The sequence below is a fragment of the Mucilaginibacter rubeus genome, assembly GCF_014643835.1.
Taxonomy (GTDB): Bacteria; Bacteroidota; Bacteroidia; order Sphingobacteriales; family Sphingobacteriaceae; genus Mucilaginibacter; species Mucilaginibacter rubeus.
This window is the reverse complement of sequence record NZ_BMKD01000001.1, coordinates 68216-89014: the sequence shown is the minus strand read 5'-3', so window position 1 is coordinate 89014 and position 20799 is coordinate 68216. Positions and strand designations below refer to the sequence as shown.

Annotated in this window: 23 protein-coding genes; 10 read left to right on the top strand and 13 right to left on the bottom strand. The window is 41.6% G+C overall.

The features are described 5' to 3' along the window. Positions 1-346 precede the first annotated feature (346 nt). On the bottom strand, positions 347-880 hold the full coding sequence (locus tag IEX80_RS00425) for a DUF3347 domain-containing protein (RefSeq protein WP_188831590.1): 534 nt from the start codon (positions 878-880) through the stop codon (positions 347-349). A 7-nt stretch (positions 881-887) separates the two neighbouring features. Then, entirely contained in the window at positions 888-2135 is a 1248-nt protein-coding gene (locus IEX80_RS00420) for an ABC transporter permease (RefSeq protein WP_091171548.1), read from the bottom strand. Between the two features lie 260 nt (positions 2136-2395). Between IEX80_RS00420 and queA the strand changes: the two genes are divergently transcribed. Together queA and IEX80_RS00410 are read left to right on the top strand one after the other, a co-directional pair. Next, positions 2396-3445: a tRNA preQ1(34) S-adenosylmethionine ribosyltransferase-isomerase QueA gene (queA, locus tag IEX80_RS00415; protein WP_090524496.1), complete on the top strand. Its 1050-nt coding sequence runs from the start codon at positions 2396-2398 to the stop codon at positions 3443-3445. 324 nt (positions 3446-3769) lie between these two features. Beyond that, on the top strand, positions 3770-4498 hold the full coding sequence (locus tag IEX80_RS00410) for a 2-C-methyl-D-erythritol 4-phosphate cytidylyltransferase (RefSeq protein ID WP_188831589.1): 729 nt from the start codon (positions 3770-3772) through the stop codon (positions 4496-4498). A gap of 41 nt (positions 4499-4539) precedes the next feature. On the opposite strand, the gene IEX80_RS00405 is transcribed toward IEX80_RS00410, so the two are convergent. The 3 genes from IEX80_RS00405 to IEX80_RS00395 all read right to left on the bottom strand — a co-directional run bounded on the left by IEX80_RS00405 (position 4540) and on the right by IEX80_RS00395 (position 5664). After that, positions 4540-4689, bottom strand: coding sequence for a lmo0937 family membrane protein (locus IEX80_RS00405; RefSeq protein ID WP_110585189.1), 150 nt, complete (start codon positions 4687-4689; stop codon positions 4540-4542). A 110-nt stretch (positions 4690-4799) separates the two neighbouring features. Further along, complete coding sequence (locus tag IEX80_RS00400) at positions 4800-5021, bottom strand: DUF2795 domain-containing protein (protein ID WP_002996718.1); 222 nt, start codon at positions 5019-5021, stop codon at positions 4800-4802. 94 nt (positions 5022-5115) lie between these two features. Continuing rightward, positions 5116-5664 carry a cob(I)yrinic acid a,c-diamide adenosyltransferase gene (locus IEX80_RS00395; protein WP_090526166.1) on the bottom strand — a complete coding sequence of 183 codons (549 nt, stop codon included), beginning with the start codon at positions 5662-5664 and terminating at the stop codon, positions 5116-5118. A 241-nt stretch (positions 5665-5905) separates the two neighbouring features. Between IEX80_RS00395 and IEX80_RS00390 the strand changes: the two genes are divergently transcribed. From IEX80_RS00390 to IEX80_RS00380, 3 genes are all read left to right on the top strand, one after another. After that, positions 5906-6931, top strand: a complete 1026-nt coding sequence (locus IEX80_RS00390; protein WP_176623781.1) for a chitinase — start codon at positions 5906-5908, stop codon at positions 6929-6931. A gap of 73 nt (positions 6932-7004) precedes the next feature. Then, positions 7005-7628 carry a hypothetical protein gene (locus IEX80_RS00385; RefSeq protein ID WP_188831588.1) on the top strand — a complete coding sequence of 208 codons (624 nt, stop codon included), beginning with the start codon at positions 7005-7007 and terminating at the stop codon, positions 7626-7628. Between the two features lie 47 nt (positions 7629-7675). Next, positions 7676-8083 carry a hypothetical protein gene (locus IEX80_RS00380; protein WP_090524489.1) on the top strand — a complete coding sequence of 136 codons (408 nt, stop codon included), beginning with the start codon at positions 7676-7678 and terminating at the stop codon, positions 8081-8083. Positions 8084-8177: 94 nt separating this feature from the next. On the opposite strand, the gene IEX80_RS00375 is transcribed toward IEX80_RS00380, so the two are convergent. The 7 genes from IEX80_RS00375 to IEX80_RS00345 all read right to left on the bottom strand — a co-directional run bounded on the left by IEX80_RS00375 (position 8178) and on the right by IEX80_RS00345 (position 13460). After that, complete coding sequence (locus IEX80_RS00375; RefSeq protein WP_188831587.1) at positions 8178-9827, bottom strand: serine hydrolase domain-containing protein; 1650 nt, start codon at positions 9825-9827, stop codon at positions 8178-8180. A gap of 44 nt (positions 9828-9871) precedes the next feature. Next, positions 9872-10705: a helix-turn-helix domain-containing protein gene (locus IEX80_RS00370; protein ID WP_090524484.1), complete on the bottom strand. Its 834-nt coding sequence runs from the start codon at positions 10703-10705 to the stop codon at positions 9872-9874. Between the two features lie 17 nt (positions 10706-10722). Next, complete coding sequence (locus IEX80_RS00365) at positions 10723-10872, bottom strand: hypothetical protein (RefSeq protein WP_176623773.1); 150 nt, start codon at positions 10870-10872, stop codon at positions 10723-10725. Then, the gene (locus tag IEX80_RS00360) at positions 10862-11332 is read right to left on the bottom strand and encodes a PIN domain-containing protein (protein ID WP_176623771.1); all 471 of its coding nucleotides are present in this window, start codon (positions 11330-11332) and stop codon (positions 10862-10864) included. The genes IEX80_RS00365 and IEX80_RS00360 overlap by 11 nt, the downstream gene beginning before the upstream one ends. 34 nt (positions 11333-11366) lie before the next feature. Continuing rightward, positions 11367-12107, bottom strand: coding sequence for an ABC transporter ATP-binding protein (locus IEX80_RS00355; protein WP_090524482.1), 741 nt, complete (start codon positions 12105-12107; stop codon positions 11367-11369). A 171-nt stretch (positions 12108-12278) separates the two neighbouring features. Next, on the bottom strand, positions 12279-12569 hold the full coding sequence (gene gatC, locus IEX80_RS00350) for an Asp-tRNA(Asn)/Glu-tRNA(Gln) amidotransferase subunit GatC (protein ID WP_090526165.1): 291 nt from the start codon (positions 12567-12569) through the stop codon (positions 12279-12281). Positions 12570-12704: 135 nt separating this feature from the next. Then, positions 12705-13460 carry a lysophospholipid acyltransferase family protein gene (locus IEX80_RS00345; RefSeq protein WP_229701469.1) on the bottom strand — a complete coding sequence of 252 codons (756 nt, stop codon included), beginning with the start codon at positions 13458-13460 and terminating at the stop codon, positions 12705-12707. 37 nt (positions 13461-13497) lie between these two features. Between IEX80_RS00345 and trpS the strand changes: the two genes are divergently transcribed. The 5 genes from trpS to IEX80_RS00320 all read left to right on the top strand — a co-directional run bounded on the left by trpS (position 13498) and on the right by IEX80_RS00320 (position 18901). Beyond that, positions 13498-14493, top strand: coding sequence for a tryptophan--tRNA ligase (gene trpS / locus IEX80_RS00340; RefSeq protein WP_188831586.1), 996 nt, complete (start codon positions 13498-13500; stop codon positions 14491-14493). 125 nt (positions 14494-14618) lie between these two features. Next, on the top strand, positions 14619-15233 hold the full coding sequence (locus IEX80_RS00335) for a deoxynucleoside kinase (protein ID WP_188831585.1): 615 nt from the start codon (positions 14619-14621) through the stop codon (positions 15231-15233). Between the two features lie 11 nt (positions 15234-15244). Then, positions 15245-15979 carry a 3-deoxy-manno-octulosonate cytidylyltransferase gene (kdsB, locus tag IEX80_RS00330; protein ID WP_188831584.1) on the top strand — a complete coding sequence of 245 codons (735 nt, stop codon included), beginning with the start codon at positions 15245-15247 and terminating at the stop codon, positions 15977-15979. 250 nt (positions 15980-16229) lie between these two features. Continuing rightward, on the top strand, positions 16230-17366 hold the full coding sequence (locus IEX80_RS00325) for an FIST signal transduction protein (protein ID WP_188831583.1): 1137 nt from the start codon (positions 16230-16232) through the stop codon (positions 17364-17366). Positions 17367-17368: 2 nt separating this feature from the next. After that, positions 17369-18901, top strand: a complete 1533-nt coding sequence (locus tag IEX80_RS00320; protein WP_188831582.1) for an ATP-binding protein — start codon at positions 17369-17371, stop codon at positions 18899-18901. 58 nt (positions 18902-18959) lie between these two features. Here the strand turns inward: IEX80_RS00320 and IEX80_RS00315 are convergent, their stop codons facing one another. Then, a complete protein-coding gene (locus IEX80_RS00315; protein ID WP_188831581.1) occupies positions 18960-20537 on the bottom strand; it encodes an IPT/TIG domain-containing protein in 1578 nt (525 codons plus the stop codon). Positions 20538-20799: the final 262 nt, after the last annotated feature.

Genomic DNA, 20799 nt, shown 5'->3' with positions numbered 1-20799 from the left:
AGGTAAAAGGCTAAAGGTTTAAAAACCTCCGCTATTCGAAGTCCCCGCTATTCGAAGCCTATGACTTCGAATAAACTATGCCTGGAGTTTGTAACTGCCCTACACACTAATGAAATCATGTCACAATAGCCTATATATGTGGTTGCAAACCACATATATAACATATATAAATCGTCCGTAGACGAAGTCTACGGGCAGCGAAGCGATCAGTATGCAAATCGCTTTAAAATATCATAAAATCCTTCTATCATCAAAATCATGGTTCAAAATAAAAAAGCGACAGGTATCACCTGGTACTTTAAAATATCATCAACGCAATCAGCGTAATCAAGAAGGATCAACGGTCTTAGTTAATCTGTTCCTTCACCGTTCCGCACTCTTTCATGTGCTCGGGAAAATACGGGTTTACGATAGGTTTTGTTGCTGAAAGCCAGTACCCTCCTTTTCCCCCATCGGCCATCGGGCAAAAATCAACATAAATTGGCGCCGACTTGAATTTAGCACCTTTTACCAAAGCGATAACATCTTTACTTAATACCAAAAACGCCTCGCGCTGGGCTTTAATGTCTGCTGCATTGCTTATCTGGTGTGCTACAGCAGCTGTCTCGCTGCAACCTTTTATACCCGAAAGCTTACCTTCCAAAGCTGTGGCGGCTGTTTTTATGCCAGCGGGGTCCGATTTAATAAACTCATCCTTTAAAGCGATATAAGCCTTAAAAACATCACTGGTGTTACCTGTATCTGCAACCTGGGCTTCGGCTGCAGGCTTGGCAGCAGCAGTCGTATCCACTTTAGCAGTATCCTGTTGTTTGGCAGGTTGATTACATGCAGCGGCAACAGCTAAAGCCGCTAAAAAACAAAATCCTTTAATTATTTTCATATTACAATTAGTTTGTACGGATAGCTTCTACCGGGTCCAGCCTCGAGGCCGAATACGCGGGAATAATGCCAGCTATCACCCCTATTATAATTGAATAGCTTAAGCCCCGTGTAACGTTAGCAGCATCAAGTATTACCTGTACATCTAAAGCGGCCTTTACGGCAAACGTGGCCAGATATACAAAAAACAACCCGATGATCCCGCCCACAAAACAAAGCAAAACCGATTCAATTAAAAACTGCAATAATATGAAATAGTTTTTAGCCCCTAATGATTTTTGTATCCCTATGATATTGGTGCGTTCCTTTACCGATACGAACATGATATTAGCGATACCAAAACCACCAACTAAAATCGAGAACCCGCCAATGATAGCACCGGCAATGTTAACCACTTTAAAAAGATCGTCGAGCTGCTGGGTGATCATGGTTGTACGGTTTAGCGAAAAATTATCATCGGCTCCGGGCCTCAGCCTCCTGATAGAACGCATAAGTCCTTTGATTTCGCTTTCAACATCATCGGTCGGGATGCCTTTCTTACCACGCACAATAATTGAAGGACCATATTTTGAACTCTGTATATCAATTAAGTTGCGGGCAAAGTTAAGGGGCAGCAGCACCTCCTTATCTGTAGAGATACCAAGCATATCCTTACCCTGTTTTGAAAACACGCCTACAATGGTCACATACCGCCCCATCACCTTAATCTGCTTACCTACGGCATCGCCATCGGGGAAAAGGGCCTGGGCTATATCATAACCGATATCGGTTATAGGCGCACCGGTTTTTGATTCCATTTCGGTAAAGTAACGACCACTCTCAAGGTCAAAATTCCAGGTTTTGTCATGATCCTGTGATGCAGCGTCTACCTGGGCGCCTTCAACCGTGTTGCTCTTATACTTTATAGTGCGGTTATCAATATTTATTTCGTATGATAATGCCTCGGCGGTTGTAATACGGCGCGAAAGTTCGTTAAAATCGCGAAGGTCAGATTCAGGCCTTTGCAGGTATTTCCACCAGGGGAAATCGCTACCGCCTACCCAGGGCCACTTTTGCACATATATACTGTTATTACCCAGCTTATTAACACTATTTTGCAGATTATTACGCAGGGTATCAACTGCCGATTGTACAGCTATGATAGTAAATATACCAATAGTTACCCCAAGCAATGACAGCAACGTACGTGTTTTGTTCTGCCGCAGGGCATCGCCGGCAAACAAAAAACTTTCCCTTAAAAGTTTTAAAAAAAGCATATAACTTATTTTGATCTTACTTGTTAATCAATCTTAATTGCACGGTTAAAGCGTGGAGGTAATAATAATATAACGGGCGTTTTTATTACTGATACATTAAGCCGCCTGCCAATATTTTTTTAGACAACAGAACATGATTTAAGTTACAGTATTTTGCAATTAATATAACGGTAGTGTAATAAAACTGCTTCTTAAAAAAATCCGTTAAATTAACAAAAAAATTCGTACATTTGCGCCCTTGAAAATTCATAAAAACAAGCATGAAATTATCTCAATTTAAATTCAACTTACCTGAATCTCTTATCGCCCATACACCCTCTGCCACCCGCGATGAATCACGTTTAATGGTTTTACACAAAGATTCGGGCAAAATTGAGCATAAAATATTTAAAGACGTGCTGGATTATTTTGATGATAAGGATGTAATGATCCTTAATAATACTAAAGTTTTCCCTGCCCGTTTATATGGCAACAAAGAAAAAACCGGTGCTACCATCGAAGTATTTTTGCTGCGTGAATTGAATAAAGAATTGCGTTTATGGGATGTACTGGTTGATCCGGCCCGTAAAATACGCGTAGGTAATAAATTATATTTTGGCGATGACGATTTGCTGATTGCTGAAGTTGTTGACAACACCACTTCACGCGGCCGTACCATCCGCTTTTTATTTGACGGTACCGACGAAGAATTCCGTCGTAACGTTGAAATTTTAGGCGAAACACCACTGCCTAAATACATTAAACGCAAAGCTACCGCCGAAGATAAAGAGCGTTACCAAACCATTTTTGCTAAGCATGAAGGCGCCGTTGCTGCTCCTACTGCAGGTTTACACTTCAGCCGTGAGCTTATGAAACGCCTTGAATTAAAAGGTGTTGATTTTGCGGAAGTTACTTTGCACGTTGGTTTAGGCACCTTCCGCCCGGTTGAGGTTGAGGATTTAACCAAACACAAAATGGATTCGGAGCAATTTATCATTGAACAAAAACAAGCTGATATTGTAAACCGCGGTATTGAACGCAAAGCACGGATCTGTGCAGTTGGCACAACTTCAATGCGTGCCATTGAATCGGCTGTATCGGCAAACAAAACTTTGAAAGCTGCTAACGACTGGACCAGCAAGTTCATCTTCCCGCCGTATGATTTCAGCATTGCCAACTCAATGATCACCAACTTCCATACCCCTGAGTCAACACTGTTGATGATGATTTCGGCATTTGGCGGTTACGAACACGTAATGAATGCATACGAAATTGCAGTAAAAGAAAAATATCGTTTTTACAGCTACGGGGATGCGATGCTGATCATCTAATCTTCTTAGATTTGAGATATAAGATTTGAGATATGAGGCTATGGTTTCATATCTCATTTTTTTTGTAGTTTATTGGGTCTGAGACGTTAGATGTGAGATTTGAGACATTCTATTTGTTTTCAGATCTCATTTTTTTACGAGCAATTTTGTTAGATATTCATGTCCCCTCAGGGTCTCTCGCAGAGGACCCTGAGGTTCATTTCGTTCTAAGTATCTGACAGGATAAATTTAGAATAGCGGATATGAGATTTGAGATGTTAGACAATAGTCTAATATCTCATTTTTTTTGCAGGCAATTTTGTTAGATATTAGTCGAATAAAGTCATGACAGCCTCCAATCTCACATCTCATATCTCACATCTCACAGCTCAAAACAAAAACTACGTTATCATAGTAGCAGGAGGTTCGGGCAGCCGGATGCGATCGGCGGTACCTAAACAATTTTTACTGCTTAACGGTAAACCCGTATTAATGCATACCATTGAAGCCTTTGAGCAATCGGAGGCGAAACCAGCCATTATACTGGTTTTACCAGCAGCTTACCATGCTTACTGGCAGCAATTGATTCAGGAATATTCATTTACCATTTCCCATCAGTTGGTTACGGGCGGAGAAACCCGTTTTCATTCGGTCAAAAACGGGCTTGACCTGATTACCGATCAGGAAGCCCTGGTTGCCGTACAGGATGCCGTACGGCCGCTTACTTCACCTTATATTATTGATGAAGCTTACCAATGCGCCGCCAAGCATGGCACGGCGGTAGTGGCCGTTAAAAGCCGCGATTCGATACGCCAGATAAAAGAAGGCCGCTCGGTAAGCCTGGTCAGGGATGAGATTTACCTGGTGCAAACCCCGCAAACCTTTAGGGCTTCGCTATTAAGAAAAGCTTATGAACAACCATTTGATACCCGGTTTACAGATGATGCAAGCGTTGTTGAGCAATATGGCGCCGAAATAAAACTTACCGAAGGCGATCATAGCAACATCAAGATCACCTTCCCCGAAGATATCGCCATTGCCGAACTGCTTTTAAGCAAAAAGCCACAGCTATAAAGTCTGCGGCTTTTTTGATTTGCAATACAAGGTTAAATTTGTTATGCCCGTCTGATTACACCTAAAAGTACAGCTATAATAGCTATTACTAATAGTATGTGAATCAAACCACCCCCAAATGGGTGTATAAATGCTCCAAACAGCCATCCTATAACCAGGATAACAGCGATAATGTACAATAAACCTCTCATTTTGTTATGTTTTTAGTAGTTAAGTAAATGTGTAATTACCCATACCAAAACCATTCCAAAATTAGCGGTTAATAAAAAAACCCTCATTGCTAAGGGTTTCATTATCGTGTTTAGTACTCGTCTTCATTAAAGAAGAAGTCGTCTTTAGTCGGATAATCCGGCCAGATCTCTTCTATGTTTTCGTACGGTTCGCCATCGTCTTCAAGTGCCTGAAGGTTTTCGATAACCTCAACAGGAGCGCCTGAACGGATAGCATAATCAATTAATTCATCTTTAGTTGCGGGCCATGGTGCATCTTCCAGGTGCGATGCCAGTTCAAGTGTCCAATACATCGTTTTTATTTATATTTATAATTATCAGTAAAATTTACTTTTTCGCAAAAGTATAACATTTTCAAATTGAATATCAATATTTTTTTTCAATTTTTTAAACCCGTGGTATCCACTGATTTTCAGCTATTTTATTAGTATCAGCAATTTTGCGGGCCAAAGTGAACAGGTAATCACTCAACCTGTTCAGATAAATATTCACTTTTTCATCAACTGTACTTTCTTCGGCAAGCTGAACGGTTATCCTCTCGGCACGGCGGCAAACACATCTTGCAATATGGCAAAATGAAATCACATTACTGCCACCCGGTAAAATAAAATGTTTAAGCGCCGGCAGGCTTTCATTCATGGTATCCATTTCCGTTTCCAGCATTTCCACATCACTCATGTGAAGGTCCGGAATAATCATCCGTGACCGCTCAGGGTCGGCTGCCAGTGAAGAGCCAATTGTAAACAACCTGTCCTGTATCTGCTTCAATACCTCCTTATCATGTGCATCAATATCCTGATCACCAATAAGCCCGATGTACGAATTAAGTTCATCAACCGTACCATAGCTTTCAATGCGGATATGGTGCTTGGGCACGCGCGTACCGCCAATTAATGAGGTAAACCCTTTATCGCCCGTTTTAGTATATATTTTCATACTTAATTTAACAAATAAGCCGCCAACAATCAGGCTACAAAAAAGCCAACTCTGATTATCAAGCAATTAAAACCAAGCCCGATAAATCTTTTTTTCATGATTGGTGTTATTTCAAATCTATCATCTTAAATTTTGTATTTCATAACACTTTAGCATATTTTTTGCCAATAAAGTGTAATTTTTAATATGTTCGCTTAAACTTGCATCCGTGATATCATCAAACATACTTAGCGTGAAACTCATGAAACCGATCATATTATCATCCAAGCTGCTCTCCTTATCGCTTATCATCCTGCTTTCAACCGGCTTTAGCTGCGGCGGCAACAGTAAAAGTAGCAGTGGCAGCGACAGTAACAAGGCGGTGGCAGATAAACCGGCCCCTCCTAAAGTAAGCATGGCCAGTTTATTAAGCGAAAAACAATTTAATGATCTTTTTCCGCAACGTGATAAATTTTATACTTATGCTGCCTTTATCAAAGCAGCCGATGAGCTCGGCATGATCAGTATAAAAGTAACCCGCCGGGCAACATCCGTTTACCAGTTGATACGTACCGATAAAAAAACAGGCAAAAAGGCCGTTGTACGCCAGGATGTTGATTGGAACGAAGAATGGGCCAAAGCCAAACCAGATAGCACCTACACCATTGACTATGGCAATTTCTGCACCGAATACAGTGCCGATGTAAATAAAAAGGAACTCGCTGCCTTTTTTGCGCACATTGCGCACGAAACCCGTCATGGCATGAATGCTACATATACCGATGGCCTAATGCTGATCCACGAAAGCAATACCAGCTTGCCTTACGTTGCCGAAAATGATGAATACCCACCTGTGGCCGGTAAAAAATACTATGGCCGCGGGCCGATGCAATTGAGCTATAACGGCAATTACGGCTATGCTTCGGATTGTATTTTAGGCGATGATAAAATACTGCTCCAAAATCCCGAGATGGTAGAAACCGACCCGGTGATGGCTTTTAAAACCGCCATCTATTTCTGGATGACGCCTCAAACCCACAAACCATCGGCGCATGCTGTAATGACAGGCAAATGGCAACCCAATGCAGAAGATAAAGCCGCAGGCCGCACGCCTGGTTTTGGTATGACCATTAATATTGTGAACGGCGAAGTAGAATGCAATAAGGGCGAAAACATGTATAATATGAACGACAGGATTGGCTTTTACCAGTTTTTCCTGAAGAAATTAGGGATTACTGATGCTAATTGCGCTTGTTCATGCGGTAAAATGAAGCCTTATCATTATTAACAGCTGTATTTTTGAATTTCAAAGCAAAAAAGTTATTATTGTATTAGCATTATACAACACTAAACTTTAACATTTGGAATCCACTATTGAAAACGCCGGTTTGTATCCCCCGGCTACCGACCAGTTCGGTGATATCCTGGACAGCCTGAAAAACAGATTCAGGATTGAGCAAACCGGGCATATTGATTTTCATTTAGAGCAGTTTAGTATTTTCAAAGACTATCTCAACATTAGTGTAAAAGAATCATACGCTATAAAAAATAAAAATAACGATAGCTATATGCTGTTCACCGAATGCCAGTCAAAACATATCGGGCATCATCACGGCAAGGCTGTAACCTACACGCCATATCAAACCTGGGCACTGGCTTATTTAAAGCATGATTTTGGCCGGATACTCATCAGGCGCGAAACATTGGTTGACAAGATCATTGAACTGATCCACCCGGTTGAGCTTGATTTTGCCGAAGACAAAGCCTTTAGTGACACTTTTTATATGCTGGTAAGCGACCGCCAAAAAGCAATTACCGGTGCCGACCGTAATTTCCGCAACGTGGTAATGGATATCAGGCTGGATGATTTTGTAATAGAGATTGTTGAGCATACCCTCATTATCGGTAATACCCACGCCATATCTGCAGAAAAAGCTATGCACCTGGCAGAGTTTGTTTCGAGGCTGTGTACCACCTGCGATTGAGCGAGTAAGGCTATTAGCCCTGCTTTACCTATATTAAACCATACCATATGAGCCTATTCGCACTAATTTTGGCTGTCGCTGTTAACACCCATGCTCATTTCAAACCCGATACTGTTGATTACTGGCATGTTAAATACAACAATAAAATAATAGCTGAATATACCGCTTTTGATAAAAAGCCAATTGTTATCAAAAAGCAACGAATAAAAGATACAGATATATTAACTGTTGAATATGGTAATGACACACCTTGCTATGAGGGTGATAAAGGACTGTATATATTAAGTAACGATAAAAAACGGATCTCAATAACTTCAGTCAAAATAAACCAGCCACTAAAAGTCTATCTAAATTACATCATGGCCACAAAAGCGTATTATCATCTAAAAAATCTTGATTTCTATTACTTCGATTGCAGACGGGATAATTTGATATTTCGATTAAAGATTGAATAACTATAAAAAGGTAAAGGCGCATTACATGCGCCTCCCTGTGTTACAATTTTGATTTGCATATTCGGAGACGCATGTGATGCACCCTAACAGAAAATCATTTTAATACCGCCGGTAAAATATAATCTTTCATCATTCTATCAACCTGCGAATGCGCGTAGGGCGTGTTGTAGGCCTCGGCGGTTATAACAACTACCAGTGGCTCATCGGTAAAAACAAAGATCTTGTTGCCGCCATTGCCTGAGCAGTAGTAAGTTTCGTAAGCTTCGTTGTTTACCCAATAGGTTTTGTTCCAGAACAGGTAACCGTAAAAGCCCTCACCTACCACATCTTTTGGTAACGTAAGGTGTTTGGTAAATGATTCCTTAACCCAGTTTTGCGAAATTACCTGTTTGCCATTCCAAACACCGCCATTTTTATACAATTGCCCGAATTTAGCATAATCAAGCGAGCGCATTTGCAGGCCGCCCGCGGTATTGGGTACATTCTGCGGCGTGTATTGCCAGCGATAATTACTGATACCCAATGGCTTGAACAGCTTTTCGGCCGAATATTTATCAAGCCCGCCGGGCACTGATTTATTCAGGATGTCGCCCAATATCACCACGCCGGCTGTAAAATAATTCCATTGTTTACCTGCCCTTTTATTGCTGTCTGTTTTAAGGTTGAGCGTAAATTTAACCCAATCATCGGTGGGGTACATATTTTCTTCATTCCCCGGCGAATCACTTTGATTGTCATCCGCGTCAAAAACAGAGCTCATGGTAAGCAGGCTTTTTAGTGTTACATTTTCTTTTTTAGGTGAGTAGTTACTGAACTTTTTAAGGTCATAGAACTCCTTTAAGGTTTGATCAACGCTTTTGATATAGCCATCATGAACTGCTATCCCCATCACGGCTGAAGCAAATGTTTTACCAACCGAACGGGGATTGTGCAATGAATCGCGCGCGCTACCTTTAAAATACTCCTCAATTAGCAACTTTCCGTTGCTGATCACTACCACGCTGGTGATCTGTTTAAACCTGTTGCCGGCAATAAGGGCATTCATCTCCATGATCTTCTTTTTATCAAAATCTTCTTTTGATACCTGCCAGCCGCTGCCCGGTTTTATATTTTGCAGTTCGGCGTCTCTGAAATCAATTGCCGGTACGGTAACCCTGATCTCTCCCTGTGCTATCAGCTCACCTACTTTCAAATCAGGGACAGCAACATAGGGCCTTACTTCAATTTTGAGCCGGTGCGTACCTGTAGTAAGTGCATCTTCCCCGCCATGGGCCATAAACCTTCCCCATAAAAAACGCCCCCATGAATCTTCTCCCCGGTTACTAATGAGCGGAACAAAAATGGTGGTCTTTGTATTTTTTACGATAGGCAAATTGGCCCCTTTATGCAGGTTTTCCTGGTAAACCTGCCTGCCATCTATATAAAAAACAAACTGAAAATTACCCTGGTTCAGCTGTTCAACACTTAACGACGGCGCTAAGCTATGCTGGTAATTGGTTAATGAATTGGCCAGCAAAAGCCGCATGTACAAATTATTGGCAGGTTTAGCCTCATAGCTTGTTAACAGATCGGTTTGTTCCAGTTTTTCAAGCGGGATTGTATCCGCCTCAAAAACAACCTTACCCATATTGGCTTTTTGAAGAGCGGAGGTTATAGGGTCAGGTTCGATGATATTGCCCACCTGAGCGGATAGCCTGCAAATGGTTGCAGTTATTATAAAGAATATAAGGAGAAAATGTTTCATTGCTGTCTGTTTAGATATTTACAAAACTGCCCCAATTAATACATTCAAAATAGAACAGGATTAACATGCTTTTTCAATAAAAGCTTACGATATGCAGACGGGCTATCACAGCCAAATTGCTTAAAACAACGTAAAAAATGGCTTTGATCGGCAAATCCGCAGGTAAAGGCGATATCTGTTAAGGATAACCCGCCATCTGCCAATAAAGCGAACGATTTTTCAATCCTGAGCTTGCGGATATATTCGCCCATAGTACAATTGAAATACCTGGAAAAATCACGGGATAAATGAACTGGGTGGAGCTGTAATAGCCCGGAAAGTTCGGAAAGCGTATGCTTCCGTGCAGGATCATCGGCCAGCAACATTTTCAGCTTGCCAACCCATGCAGGAATTTGTCGTGACATGCCGGCGTTGTTTACCTGCATTTTATTAAGCGTTTGCAGCAATAACATTTCTACAGTCATTGCGGTCAGCTCGTCACAAATCTTTGATTCTTTAAAAATCCGGTATAAAAGAAATTTCACATCCGGGTCCTGAATGGCAAAGCTGCCTTCCAGTTTATCCTGTTTCAAGTCCAGGTTATCGAACCAGCGCTTTTGCAATTCAATATGAAAGCCGCGGGTAAAGCCTTTGGGCTTGATGTTATAGTGCGGATCATGCCAGTTATGAAACAGCAGGCTGCCTGCCGGGCAATGATAAACTTCCTTTTTATTGCCTTCAATAACATTACCGGCCAATATAAAAGTAAAATAGGCATTTTCATGGTAATGCCAGTCCACCTTATCAAGGGTATATTCGGTGTCAGTTATGGTGATACCATGTAAATGCGTTGTTTGATTGGTTTGTCCGTAGAAGCTGCCTGTTTGTAGTTGTTTCACGGAGATAGTACTCTAACTTATTTAGACAACTTTGGCTGTTTCTTTTCAAAATACTTCTTCAACTCCTGAAAATCCATATGCTGAATTTCTGCATCAATTTTATCACGGGTATCACGCATAAACTTCACAGCATCAAAATCTTTTGTTGTTATCTGTTTAGTTTTCATTGTAAATAATTTCTTTAGGTGAACGAATATCTATCTGCTGATAACCAAATTTAAGATTAACAGCATTGTACCCTCTGATTCTGATTACGTTTACTATATGCTTAAAATTCCAACTTACAAGTATATCAGCATTATTGATTGTAGACATTGCAATATGAAAACAATCCGTTCTGCTTGTTTTACCAACTACATTTTCAGAAAGATAAGCATCGGCCAAATTAACACATTCCTCTGTAAGCTCAACCTTCACTTTCAAATGATCCGGTAAGTCTGCTAACAGTTCACGTACCTTTTTAGGAGCCATTGATAATTCCGATTCAGTAATATCTGAATACATTATAATAAATTGACCTAATCTTATCTTTTCAAAAAGAACTTTTGTTTCTTCCTCAAATTCAATATCGTGATATCCGCCAAATACGGATGTATCCAAATATAGGTTCAATATTTTAGCATCCATACCTACAAAAATACAATATAAAAAGAACTTAGGCTTACACCTCCTCTACCCTGCGGTCAACGGTTTGAACATTGGTATTAACGTAGTCATTCTCTATCAATCCATCGCGCATCCTCACTATGCGGTGGGCATGCAGGGCAATATCTTCTTCGTGTGTTACCAGGATAATGGTGTTACCTTTGGCGTGGATATCTTCGATAAGGCCCATGATCTCGATGGATGTTTTGGTATCAAGGTTACCTGTAGGCTCATCGGCCAGTATAATGGATGGATTATTGATCAGCGCCCTTGCCACAGCAACACGCTGTCTTTGCCCGCCCGAAAGCTCGTTTGGTTTGTGATCCATACGGTGACCAAGACCAACATTTTTCAATGCATTGCCGGCACGTTCCTTACGTTTTTCTTTATTGACACCAGCGTAGATCAGTGGCAGCGCTACGTTATCCAAAGCGGTATTACGGGGCAGCAGGTTAAAAGTCTGGAACACGAAACCAATTTCCGAGTTACGTACTTCGGCAAGCTGGCTATCGGTCATGTGGCTCACATCTATTCCGTTAAGGATATACTGTCCTTTGGTTGGGGTATCCAAACAGCCCAAAATATTCATGAGGGTTGATTTGCCGGAGCCGGAAGGCCCCATTAAAGCCACAAATTCGCCTTTGTTAATAGAAAGCGAAACTGATTTAAGTGCGTGGATTACCTCGGCACCTATTACATATTTACGCCCGATATCTTTTATGGTTATTAACGGCTTGGCAGTATTTATTGGCTCCATGAATTATTTTTTGTTTGGACTGCACTGGGGTGCCGAATGTTACAGTGGTTTTTATTTTTAGTGGTCGGTAGTACGTAAGTCCGATGTCCGCAAGTTTTTAGTCTAACTTACTACCGTCTTAACTTTCGGACTTCTCCGACTTACCGACTTTCCCGACTTTCGGACAAAAAACTATTTCTCAATCACCTTGGCTACTAAAAAGTAGTCTTCGTCGTGCTTAGGGGCATTTTCCAAGGCTTCTTCGTGTGTAATTTGTTGTTTCACCACATCCTCTCGCAGCACGTTGGCACCGGTGGTCATATAAACCAGCGGTTCAACACCTGTGGTATCCACCTCGTTCAATTTAGCCATAAAATCAAGGATCTTGCTCATATCCTTCATCGCATCCTGCACTTCGGTTTCAGTAAGTTCAAGGCGGGCCAGGTGGGCTACTTTTTCAACGGTTTCTTTATCAATGGTCATGCCTGTTGTTTTTATTTTATAATAGCGTGATCCTCATCTCGCAAAGCGCCGGCATTATCTATGCTTAACTGGGCCGCTTCAATGGGTTTATGCACAAATATATTACAAATTCCCGGTCTGCTGTCATATTATTGCCTAAGCCAGGGTAGAAACAGCGCCTTCAAACTTTAAATCATTGTTCATAATTTCAAATACCTCATCCCGTAAAGCATCAGCATCGTCAATACTCAGGTGTGCCGTTTCAATAGGCTTATGAACCTTAAATTTACAGATTCCTGGCCTGCTGCCGTGCTTAATGCCGGTATCCCAAAGTATTTGCCAGGTATTGGCCGACGATACCGGGATGACAGGTATATTCAGCTCAATAGCCAGCCTGAAAGGACCATTTTTAAACGGGCAAAGCTGCGGGGGATAATGATCCGAAATACCGCCTTCGGGGAAAATGATAAGAGAAATGCCCTCCCGTAATTTCTCGGATGCTTTTTTAAACGCCCGGAACGATGACATTTTACTATCACGGTTAACAGGAATATCCACCGTACGGAAAAACAGACCAGTTACCAGGCCATCTTCCAGCTCATGTTTACCCATAAAACAGCAATTGCTTTTAACCAGGATACACATAGCCGAAATATCAAGGTTTGAGGTGTGATTAGGACAAATGATATAAGGCCTGCTCCAGTCAATCGGTTGTTCATATTCAAAATGGTAAAATATGCCTGCAAAAGCAGAACTCACTAATCCCCAAACCCTTCTGAATAAATTGAGCGTATGATAGCGTTCAGGCTTACGCGAAAAATAATAGAAAAAAGGCCATAATATAACGTAGCCCAGGGCCACGCTCAAGATATAAAGATAAACGTGTACTTTTCTCAATATCATTTTCATCATTACCAAAAATAGAAAAATTCCTTACTTTCGCCACATTATGGAGACTGTTGTTAGTGGCATCCGTTCGACCGGAAACTTACACTTAGGAAATTATTACGGGGCGTTGCAAAACTTTATAAAAATGCAGGATGAATACAACTGCTTTTTCTTTATTGCCGACCTCCACTCGTTAACTACACACCCTACGCCTGCCAATTTACATGGCAATGTAAAACAGGTGCTGATAGAATATTTAGCCGCGGGTATCGACCCGGAAAAGGCTACCATATACGTGCAATCCGACGTTCCGGAGGTAACCGAATTATACTTGTACCTGAACATGAACGCTTATTTGGGCGAGCTGGAACGCGCAACTTCTTTTAAAGATAAAGTGCGCGCCAATCCCGAAAATGTGAACGCCGGCCTGCTTACCTACCCGGTTTTAATGGCTGCGGATATTATTATCCACAAAGCTACTAAAGTGCCTGTAGGTAAAGATCAGGAGCAGCATCTTGAAATGGCCCGCACTTTTGGTAACCGTTTCAACAGGCTATATAACCATGATTATTTCCCCGAGCCTTTTGCCTTTAGCTTTGGCGAAAGTTTGGTAAAAATTCCGGGATTGGATGGAAAGGGGAAAATGGGCAAATCGGAGGGCGAAGGCAATGCCATATTTTTGGGCGATACACCCGAAGCCATCCGCAAAAAAGTAATGCGCGCGGTAACCGATAGCGGCCCTACCGTTGAAAACCAGCAAAAACCACAGGAGATCCAAAACCTGTTTGATTTAATGAAGGTTGTTTCCTCTCCTGATACCCTTGCCCACTTTGACGGGCTTTATAATAAAATGGCTATCCGTTACGGCGATTTAAAGAAGCAGCTTGCCGAAGATATGGTACTTGCAACAGCCCCTATCCGCGACAGGATCAACGCCATTGCCAGCGACGCCGATTACTTGCGTAAAGTAGCCGAAATGGGTGCCGAAAAGGCCCGGGAAAGCGCGTCAAGAACGATAAGAGAAGTTAGAGAGATCATCGGCTTCCGGAAATTTTAAATAGCGGGCTTTGATAGTTCATAGTTCATAGTGTATATTAGTCGGAGTTCATTTCAAAACAGCGGGTGTTCTTCGTCAAAAACATCAGCTATGAACCATGAACTATAACCCATGAACTAAAATATATGCACATAGCTATTGTAGGAAATATAGGCGCCGGAAAGACCACCCTTACCGAGATGCTGACCAAAAATTACGGATGGGACCCTTTGTATGAAGCAGTAGATAACAACCCCTATTTAGAGGATTTTTACAGCGACATGAAGCGCTGGAGCTTTAACCTTCAGATCTACTTCCTGAATAGCCGTTACCGCCAGATCATCGATATCCAAAAAAGCGGGCATAATATTATACAGGACCGCACCATTTACGAGGATGCCTATATTTTTGCCGAAAACCTGCATGATATGGGCCTGATGACCACGCGCGATTACGAAAACTACGAATCAATTTTTCAAAATATCACCGAGTTTATTAAACCGCCCGATCTGTTGGTTTACCTTAAAGCATCCGTGCCTACCCTGGTAAGCAATATTCAGCGCCGAGGCCGTGAGTATGAAATAGGTATCCGTTTAGATTATCTTTCAAAACTGAACGAAAAGTATGATAAATGGATCAACAATTATAAATTGGGCAAACTCCTCATCCTTGATAAAGACAATCTTGATTTTGCTAACAATACCGAGGACATGGCTACCATTGTGAACTTGATTGAAAGGGAGATTAACGGGTTGTTTTAATAGTTTTTTAAATGAAAATCTTAGGCATTATCCCAGCCCGTTACGCATCGTCACGTTTTCCCGGTAAACCATTGGTTGATATCGGCGGTAAAACTATGATCCAACGCGTATATGAGCAGGCAAAAAAATGCCGGAGCCTGAGCGAAGTTGTCGTGGCTACCGATGACGACCGGATCTTTAACCACGTAAACGGTTTCGGCGGCGTTGCGGTAATGACAGGTGCCAACCACCAAAGCGGCACCGACCGTTGTGCCGAAGTTGCCCGCCTGCACCCCGGGTATGACGTGATCATCAATATCCAGGGCGATGAGCCTTTTATTGACCCTGAGCAGATCACCAAATTAACAGCCTGCTTTAACGATCCGGAAACCCAACTGGCCACTCTTATAAAAAGGATCCTGACCGAACAGGAACTGCATAATACCAATTCGCCCAAGGTGGTGATCAATAAATTATCCGAAGCTATTTATTTCTCCCGTGCTACCCTGCCCCATATCCGCGGCCAGGAGCCCGAAAACTGGCTCGAATTTCACACCTTTTTTAAACACATTGGCATTTACGGTTATCGCGCAGATATATTGCAGGAAGTTACCAAACTACCGGTATCCCCGCTTGAAAAGGCCGAAAGCCTGGAGCAGCTTCGCTGGATAGATAATGGTTACCGTATCAAAGTGGCCGAAACCGAACTGGAAACCCATGCCGTTGATGTACCGGAGGATCTGGAAAAGTTGAAATTTGATATATAGTTTCTGATTTAATTCTCCCAATAGATTAACACTTTCCGTACTGATAACCTTGTTATTCTTAATACGTATAAGATTAAGCGTACTGTATTAAAGTCCGATTTAAACTATTAAAACACAATTCCAATATTTATAATTAATGAATTTTATGTAAACAATAAGCTGTTTAATACTTTCATATTTCAAGCAATTTTTGTTTCTTAATTTATTAACTTCATCTGTAGCATCACCATATTATTAACCTAAAATCATCATGAAGATAAGGCAGCATCATTTTGTAAACAAGGGTTGGGTAAATTACTTTACAGACCCTGAATTTAGTGCTGAAAAATGTCAGTTGGTACTTGCTTTCGGTGCACCGAAGTTAATTACCGGTCCTGAAATTTATGATTATCTTAAAAAGAGCTATCCTAATGCTAATGTAGTTTTTGCCTCCACAGCTGGCGAAATCATAGGCAGTGATGTGTATGACGACAGCATTGTTGTAACCGCGGTTGAGTTAGAAAGATCATCCATAACCTGTACTGCTACCCATGTAAACAAACAGGCCAACAGTGCCGAAACAGGAGCCTTCCTGATGGCGCAATTGGATAAAAAAGGCTTAAATTGTGTATTCATTATATCCGATGGCACTTTTATAAACGGAAGTGAACTGGTTGATGGCTTTAACCGCGATAATCCGGGCAAGGTTCCAGTAACCGGAGGCCTGGCCGGCGATGCAGCGCGGTTTAACAGCACATTTACCAGTCTTAATGCCGTTCCCGCTCAAGGAAATGTGATAGCCATAGGCTTTTATGGTGATAGCCTGCATATCAGTCACGGCTCAAGCGGGGGCTGGGAAGAGTTTGGGCCTCAGCGAAGCATTACCAGGTCGGATAAAAATGTACTTTTTGAGATAGATGGGAAAAGCGCGCTCGATCTTTATAAAGAATATTTAGGTGAGTATGCTAAAGAACTGCCCGGTTCGGCCCTGCTGTTCCCTTTATCATTAAGCATTGAAGGCTCTGACAAAAAGCTGGTGCGAACCATATTGAGCGTTAACGAAGACAAAAAATCAATGACCTTTGCCGGCAATTTACCCGAAGGAAGTAAAGTACGCCTGATGAAAGCCAATTTTGAAAAACTGATCGGTGCTTCATCATCGGCCGCTACCGATGCCGTAACCGGCCCGGAGCATACTGATCTGGCTATATTGATTAGCTGCGTGGGCCGAAAACTGGTACTTAACGACCGTACAGACGAAGAATTAATGGCAGCTAAACACATCTTCGGCAATAAAACCATTATGGCGGGCTTTTATTCATACGGAGAATTGTCACCCCTTAATAAGGGGTCAAATTGTGAGTTGCATAACCAAACCATGACCATCACAACCTTTACCGAACACTGATTATGGAGTACCATCACTTATTGGATAAGCAGATAAAAAAATTGCTCCCCGAACAATGCCTGGAAGATGGCGCTATTTTGCAGTTTTTAGATGCAGTAAACAATAGCTTCAAAAACTTTGAAAAATCGATAAAGCTTGCAGACCATGCCTTTAATGTAAGTGAGCGTGAATATGTAACGGTTACTGATAACCTGCGGTTACAAAATGAGATCAAACAGCGCTCCATCTCACAATTGAAAGAAGCCATCAGGGCACTTAATCCCGATGTGGAGTTAAACATCTCCGACTCAGACGATGACCTGATCCATATCATCAGCTTTTTGCACGAGCGCATAGCTAAAGCCAAAGAACTGGAAGTTGCCCTGATCCACTCAAAAGAGCTTGCTGAAAAAGCGGCCATGGCTAAGGCGCAATTCCTGAGTATTATGAGCCACGAAATCCGTACGCCAATGAACGCCGTTATTGGTTTTACTCACCTGCTCATACACCAGGACCCCAAGCCCGAGCAAATGGAATTTCTGAACTTCCTGAAGTTTTCGGCCGAAAATCTGCTGGTACTCATCAATGACATATTGGATTTCAGCAAGATAGAGGCTGGCGGAGTTGAGTTTGAAAGCGTTGACTTTAGTCTTACCGATCTGATCAAAAATATCCGTCTTGCCCTGCTGCAAAAGGCAAACGAAAAAAACATCCAGATAAAACTGATGATGGACCAGGATTTGCCCAATGCCATCATTGGTGATCCGGTGCGCCTGGGCCAGATCCTCACCAACCTGATGAGCAATGCTGTTAAATTTACCCATAAAGGAAGAGTAACGGTAACCGCATCGTTAGCAAGCAACACAACTGACTCATCAACCATTGATTTTGAGATATCCGATACCGGGATAGGTATAACGCCCGATAAAATTGATCATATTTTTGAAAGCTTTAACCAGGCCAGTTCAGATACAACCCGCAAATACGGCGGTACAGGCTTGGGTTTAACTATTACCAAACGCCTGCTGCAACTGCTTGGTAGTGACATTACCGTTGAAAGCGAATATGGCAAAGGCTCGGTATTTAATTTTACCCTTACCTTTAAAAACAGCAAAAAACAATTAAGCAGCACAGCCGATAGTGATGAGTTTTATCGCTTAAAAAGTCTTAAGGGTACAAGGCTGCTAATTGCCGAAGATAACCAGATCAATGTGATACTGGCCAAACAGTTCATGAAACAATGGGAAGTTGAATGTGATGTTGCCGAAAACGGCGAGATAGCCCTGATGCTGGTGCAAACCCATGACTATGACATGGTTTTGATGGATCTGCAAATGCCCGAAATGGATGGTTACCAGGCTACCCGCGCTATCCGTGAACTACCTGATGATAAGTACAAAAAATTGCCCATTATAGCCCTTACTGCATCTGCCATGCTTGATATCCAGGATATGGCCTTTACCGTAGGTATGAACGATTATGTAAGCAAGCCTTTTAATCCTAACGAGTTGCACCGTAAGATAGATATGTATAGCAGGCAAAGAGAAAGTGTGTAAGGCCAACTTACTAACTTCATAGATACAATGCCCTTAAATTTAATTAAAGGAAATTCTCTTAATTAAGCGCCAATCTTGTTATTTTTCCATCAAAACCGAAAGCATACATTACTTTGTGCTTATCGTCATATAATAAGCTGGTAATCATTGGTAGTGTTACATTATCAAATGAACCGGTAAAAACCTGGAAAGGACGCGGGAAGGGAGTATATGGGTCTATCCCAGCTATTTTGGTTACCTCAAGTGTGCTGGTATGTAAATCTACCTTACGTATTAGTTGATTATAGGATTCTCCCGTGTAAATATCACCATTAGCCATTGTAAAAGCCTCTAACTGCCAAAACACGGCAGAATTTAGCGGACCGTTTACATAATTAACCGATGAGGCGTTGTGAGCAGAATAAGGGAAACCTATTGTTGTTTTAACTTTGTTATGATCCAGTTTATAAAATTCAATTAACACATGGGTAGGGACGCCTCTAAAATATCTTAACACATACAATTCTTTACCTTCAACTACCAAATCTCTTGCACGAGCACCTTCGTAATAAATATCATAAGTGCCGTTTGTATTTAGCCGAACCAGGTCATTATCATCCGTTGAATAACCTGTACCATTTGTCGTCAATACCTCGCCCGTGCTAAGTATAACAAAATCATGTGCCGTTAGCCCGGAACTGCCTAACAACACCGTTGCAAAATCCTTAGTTACAACACCTGTATTAGTGATGGATACAACATAAGCTTTTGATCCTGTTGAGGAAGCGCCAGCAATATAGGCATGTAACCTACCGTTGGAATCCCGGGTTATACCAACGCCGCCATAACTACTTAATGTATTATCAAAGCCAATATCAGCTATGCTAACCTTTTTAAGTACACTGCCGTCTTTGTATGAAAGTTGGTATATCTGGCCGTCTTTCGAATTAATACCCCATAAGTTTCCATCGGTGTCAATTGCATTAGCATAATCAAATGATACTGTACTACTGATGTCATAGGCCTGACCTGGCGTTCCAAATTCAGAAGCCGGAACGATCTTGAAGTTATTAAAGTTACTTCCGGCTATCATAGTTGCATTTTTACCCCTTACGGTAAGAGTTACCGGACCACTGGTAGCCCCAGGTGGTATAACAGCCGTTAAACGCGTATCACTAACCTTCTGTATAGTGGCATCTACTCCATTAATTTTCACAACGTTATCAGAAATCGTGGAGCTAAAGTTCGTACCATTAAGTGTTATTTGTGTGCCGGCCGGTCCAGTAACTGGTGACATGCTGGTAATAGTGGGTAGGGATACTATTGTTACCAATCCAGCTCTAATAGTTTGGCTGTTTTTAACCCTGAGCATCAAAACCCAGGCTCCGTCTGATGCTTCTGGTATCGTTACTGTTAGCCGTGTAGGCGTAGCTGCTGTAACCACTGCAGGTTGCCCGACTCCAAAAATAACGACATTATCTTTGATTTTTGTACTGAAATTGGAACCAATAATATTTATCTGATCTCCCGCGGAGCCCACATTGGGCGCAATAGTATCTACAATTGGTATAAGAACATCAGACTCTCCATGCTTGGTACACCCCATGCAAAAAGTCCACAAAATTAAAAGTGAAAATAGTTTAGATAAGTATTTCATCGGTTTAGGTTGATATATCGACGACAAATTTAATAATATATCTATAAATATTCGTCGCTAAATCAAAGAGAGATGATTATCGTGTATCCGAAGTCTGTTAAAACTCTGGGCGTATGCCCACAAGGAACAAGAAATCCCCATAAAGCGCTCTCTATAAAACACTTACAAATAAATTACATTAACAGTTCCCTTTTTTAAAAACAGATGCGCCGAAGCGTGAAAATTTTCGTACTTTTGTATCCCGTACAGAAACAATTGGCCG

Bases quoted from the DNA above. Each gene is read 5' to 3' on its own strand.
- queA (WP_090524496.1), top strand. From the start codon at position 2,396: ATGAAATTATCTCAATTTAAATTCAACTTACCTGAATCTCTTATCGCC.
- IEX80_RS00390 (WP_176623781.1), top strand. From the start codon at position 5,906: ATGAAACCGATCATATTATCATCCAAGCTGCTCTCCTTATCGCTTATC.
- IEX80_RS00400 (WP_002996718.1), bottom strand. From the start codon at position 5,021: ATGTATTGGACACTTGAACTGGCATCGCACCTGGAAGATGCACCATGG.
- IEX80_RS00325 (WP_188831583.1), top strand. From the start codon at position 16,230: ATGAAGATAAGGCAGCATCATTTTGTAAACAAGGGTTGGGTAAATTAC.
- trpS (WP_188831586.1), top strand. From the start codon at position 13,498: ATGGAGACTGTTGTTAGTGGCATCCGTTCGACCGGAAACTTACACTTA.
- IEX80_RS00425 (WP_188831590.1), bottom strand. From the start codon at position 880: ATGAAAATAATTAAAGGATTTTGTTTTTTAGCGGCTTTAGCTGTTGCC.
- IEX80_RS00365 (WP_176623773.1), bottom strand. From the start codon at position 10,872: ATGAAAACTAAACAGATAACAACAAAAGATTTTGATGCTGTGAAGTTT.
- IEX80_RS00345 (WP_229701469.1), bottom strand. From the start codon at position 13,460: ATGATGAAAATGATATTGAGAAAAGTACACGTTTATCTTTATATCTTG.
- kdsB (WP_188831584.1), top strand. From the start codon at position 15,245: ATGAAAATCTTAGGCATTATCCCAGCCCGTTACGCATCGTCACGTTTT.
- IEX80_RS00335 (WP_188831585.1), top strand. From the start codon at position 14,619: ATGCACATAGCTATTGTAGGAAATATAGGCGCCGGAAAGACCACCCTT.
- IEX80_RS00380 (WP_090524489.1), top strand. From the start codon at position 7,676: ATGAGCCTATTCGCACTAATTTTGGCTGTCGCTGTTAACACCCATGCT.
- IEX80_RS00355 (WP_090524482.1), bottom strand. From the start codon at position 12,107: ATGGAGCCAATAAATACTGCCAAGCCGTTAATAACCATAAAAGATATC.
- IEX80_RS00420 (WP_091171548.1), bottom strand. From the start codon at position 2,135: ATGCTTTTTTTAAAACTTTTAAGGGAAAGTTTTTTGTTTGCCGGCGAT.
- IEX80_RS00320 (WP_188831582.1), top strand. From the start codon at position 17,369: ATGGAGTACCATCACTTATTGGATAAGCAGATAAAAAAATTGCTCCCC.
- IEX80_RS00315 (WP_188831581.1), bottom strand. From the start codon at position 20,537: ATGAAATACTTATCTAAACTATTTTCACTTTTAATTTTGTGGACTTTT.
- IEX80_RS00405 (WP_110585189.1), bottom strand. From the start codon at position 4,689: ATGAGAGGTTTATTGTACATTATCGCTGTTATCCTGGTTATAGGATGG.
- IEX80_RS00410 (WP_188831589.1), top strand. From the start codon at position 3,770: ATGACAGCCTCCAATCTCACATCTCATATCTCACATCTCACAGCTCAA.
- IEX80_RS00395 (WP_090526166.1), bottom strand. From the start codon at position 5,664: ATGAAAATATATACTAAAACGGGCGATAAAGGGTTTACCTCATTAATT.
- IEX80_RS00375 (WP_188831587.1), bottom strand. From the start codon at position 9,827: ATGAAACATTTTCTCCTTATATTCTTTATAATAACTGCAACCATTTGC.
- IEX80_RS00360 (WP_176623771.1), bottom strand. From the start codon at position 11,332: ATGGATGCTAAAATATTGAACCTATATTTGGATACATCCGTATTTGGC.
- gatC (WP_090526165.1), bottom strand. From the start codon at position 12,569: ATGACCATTGATAAAGAAACCGTTGAAAAAGTAGCCCACCTGGCCCGC.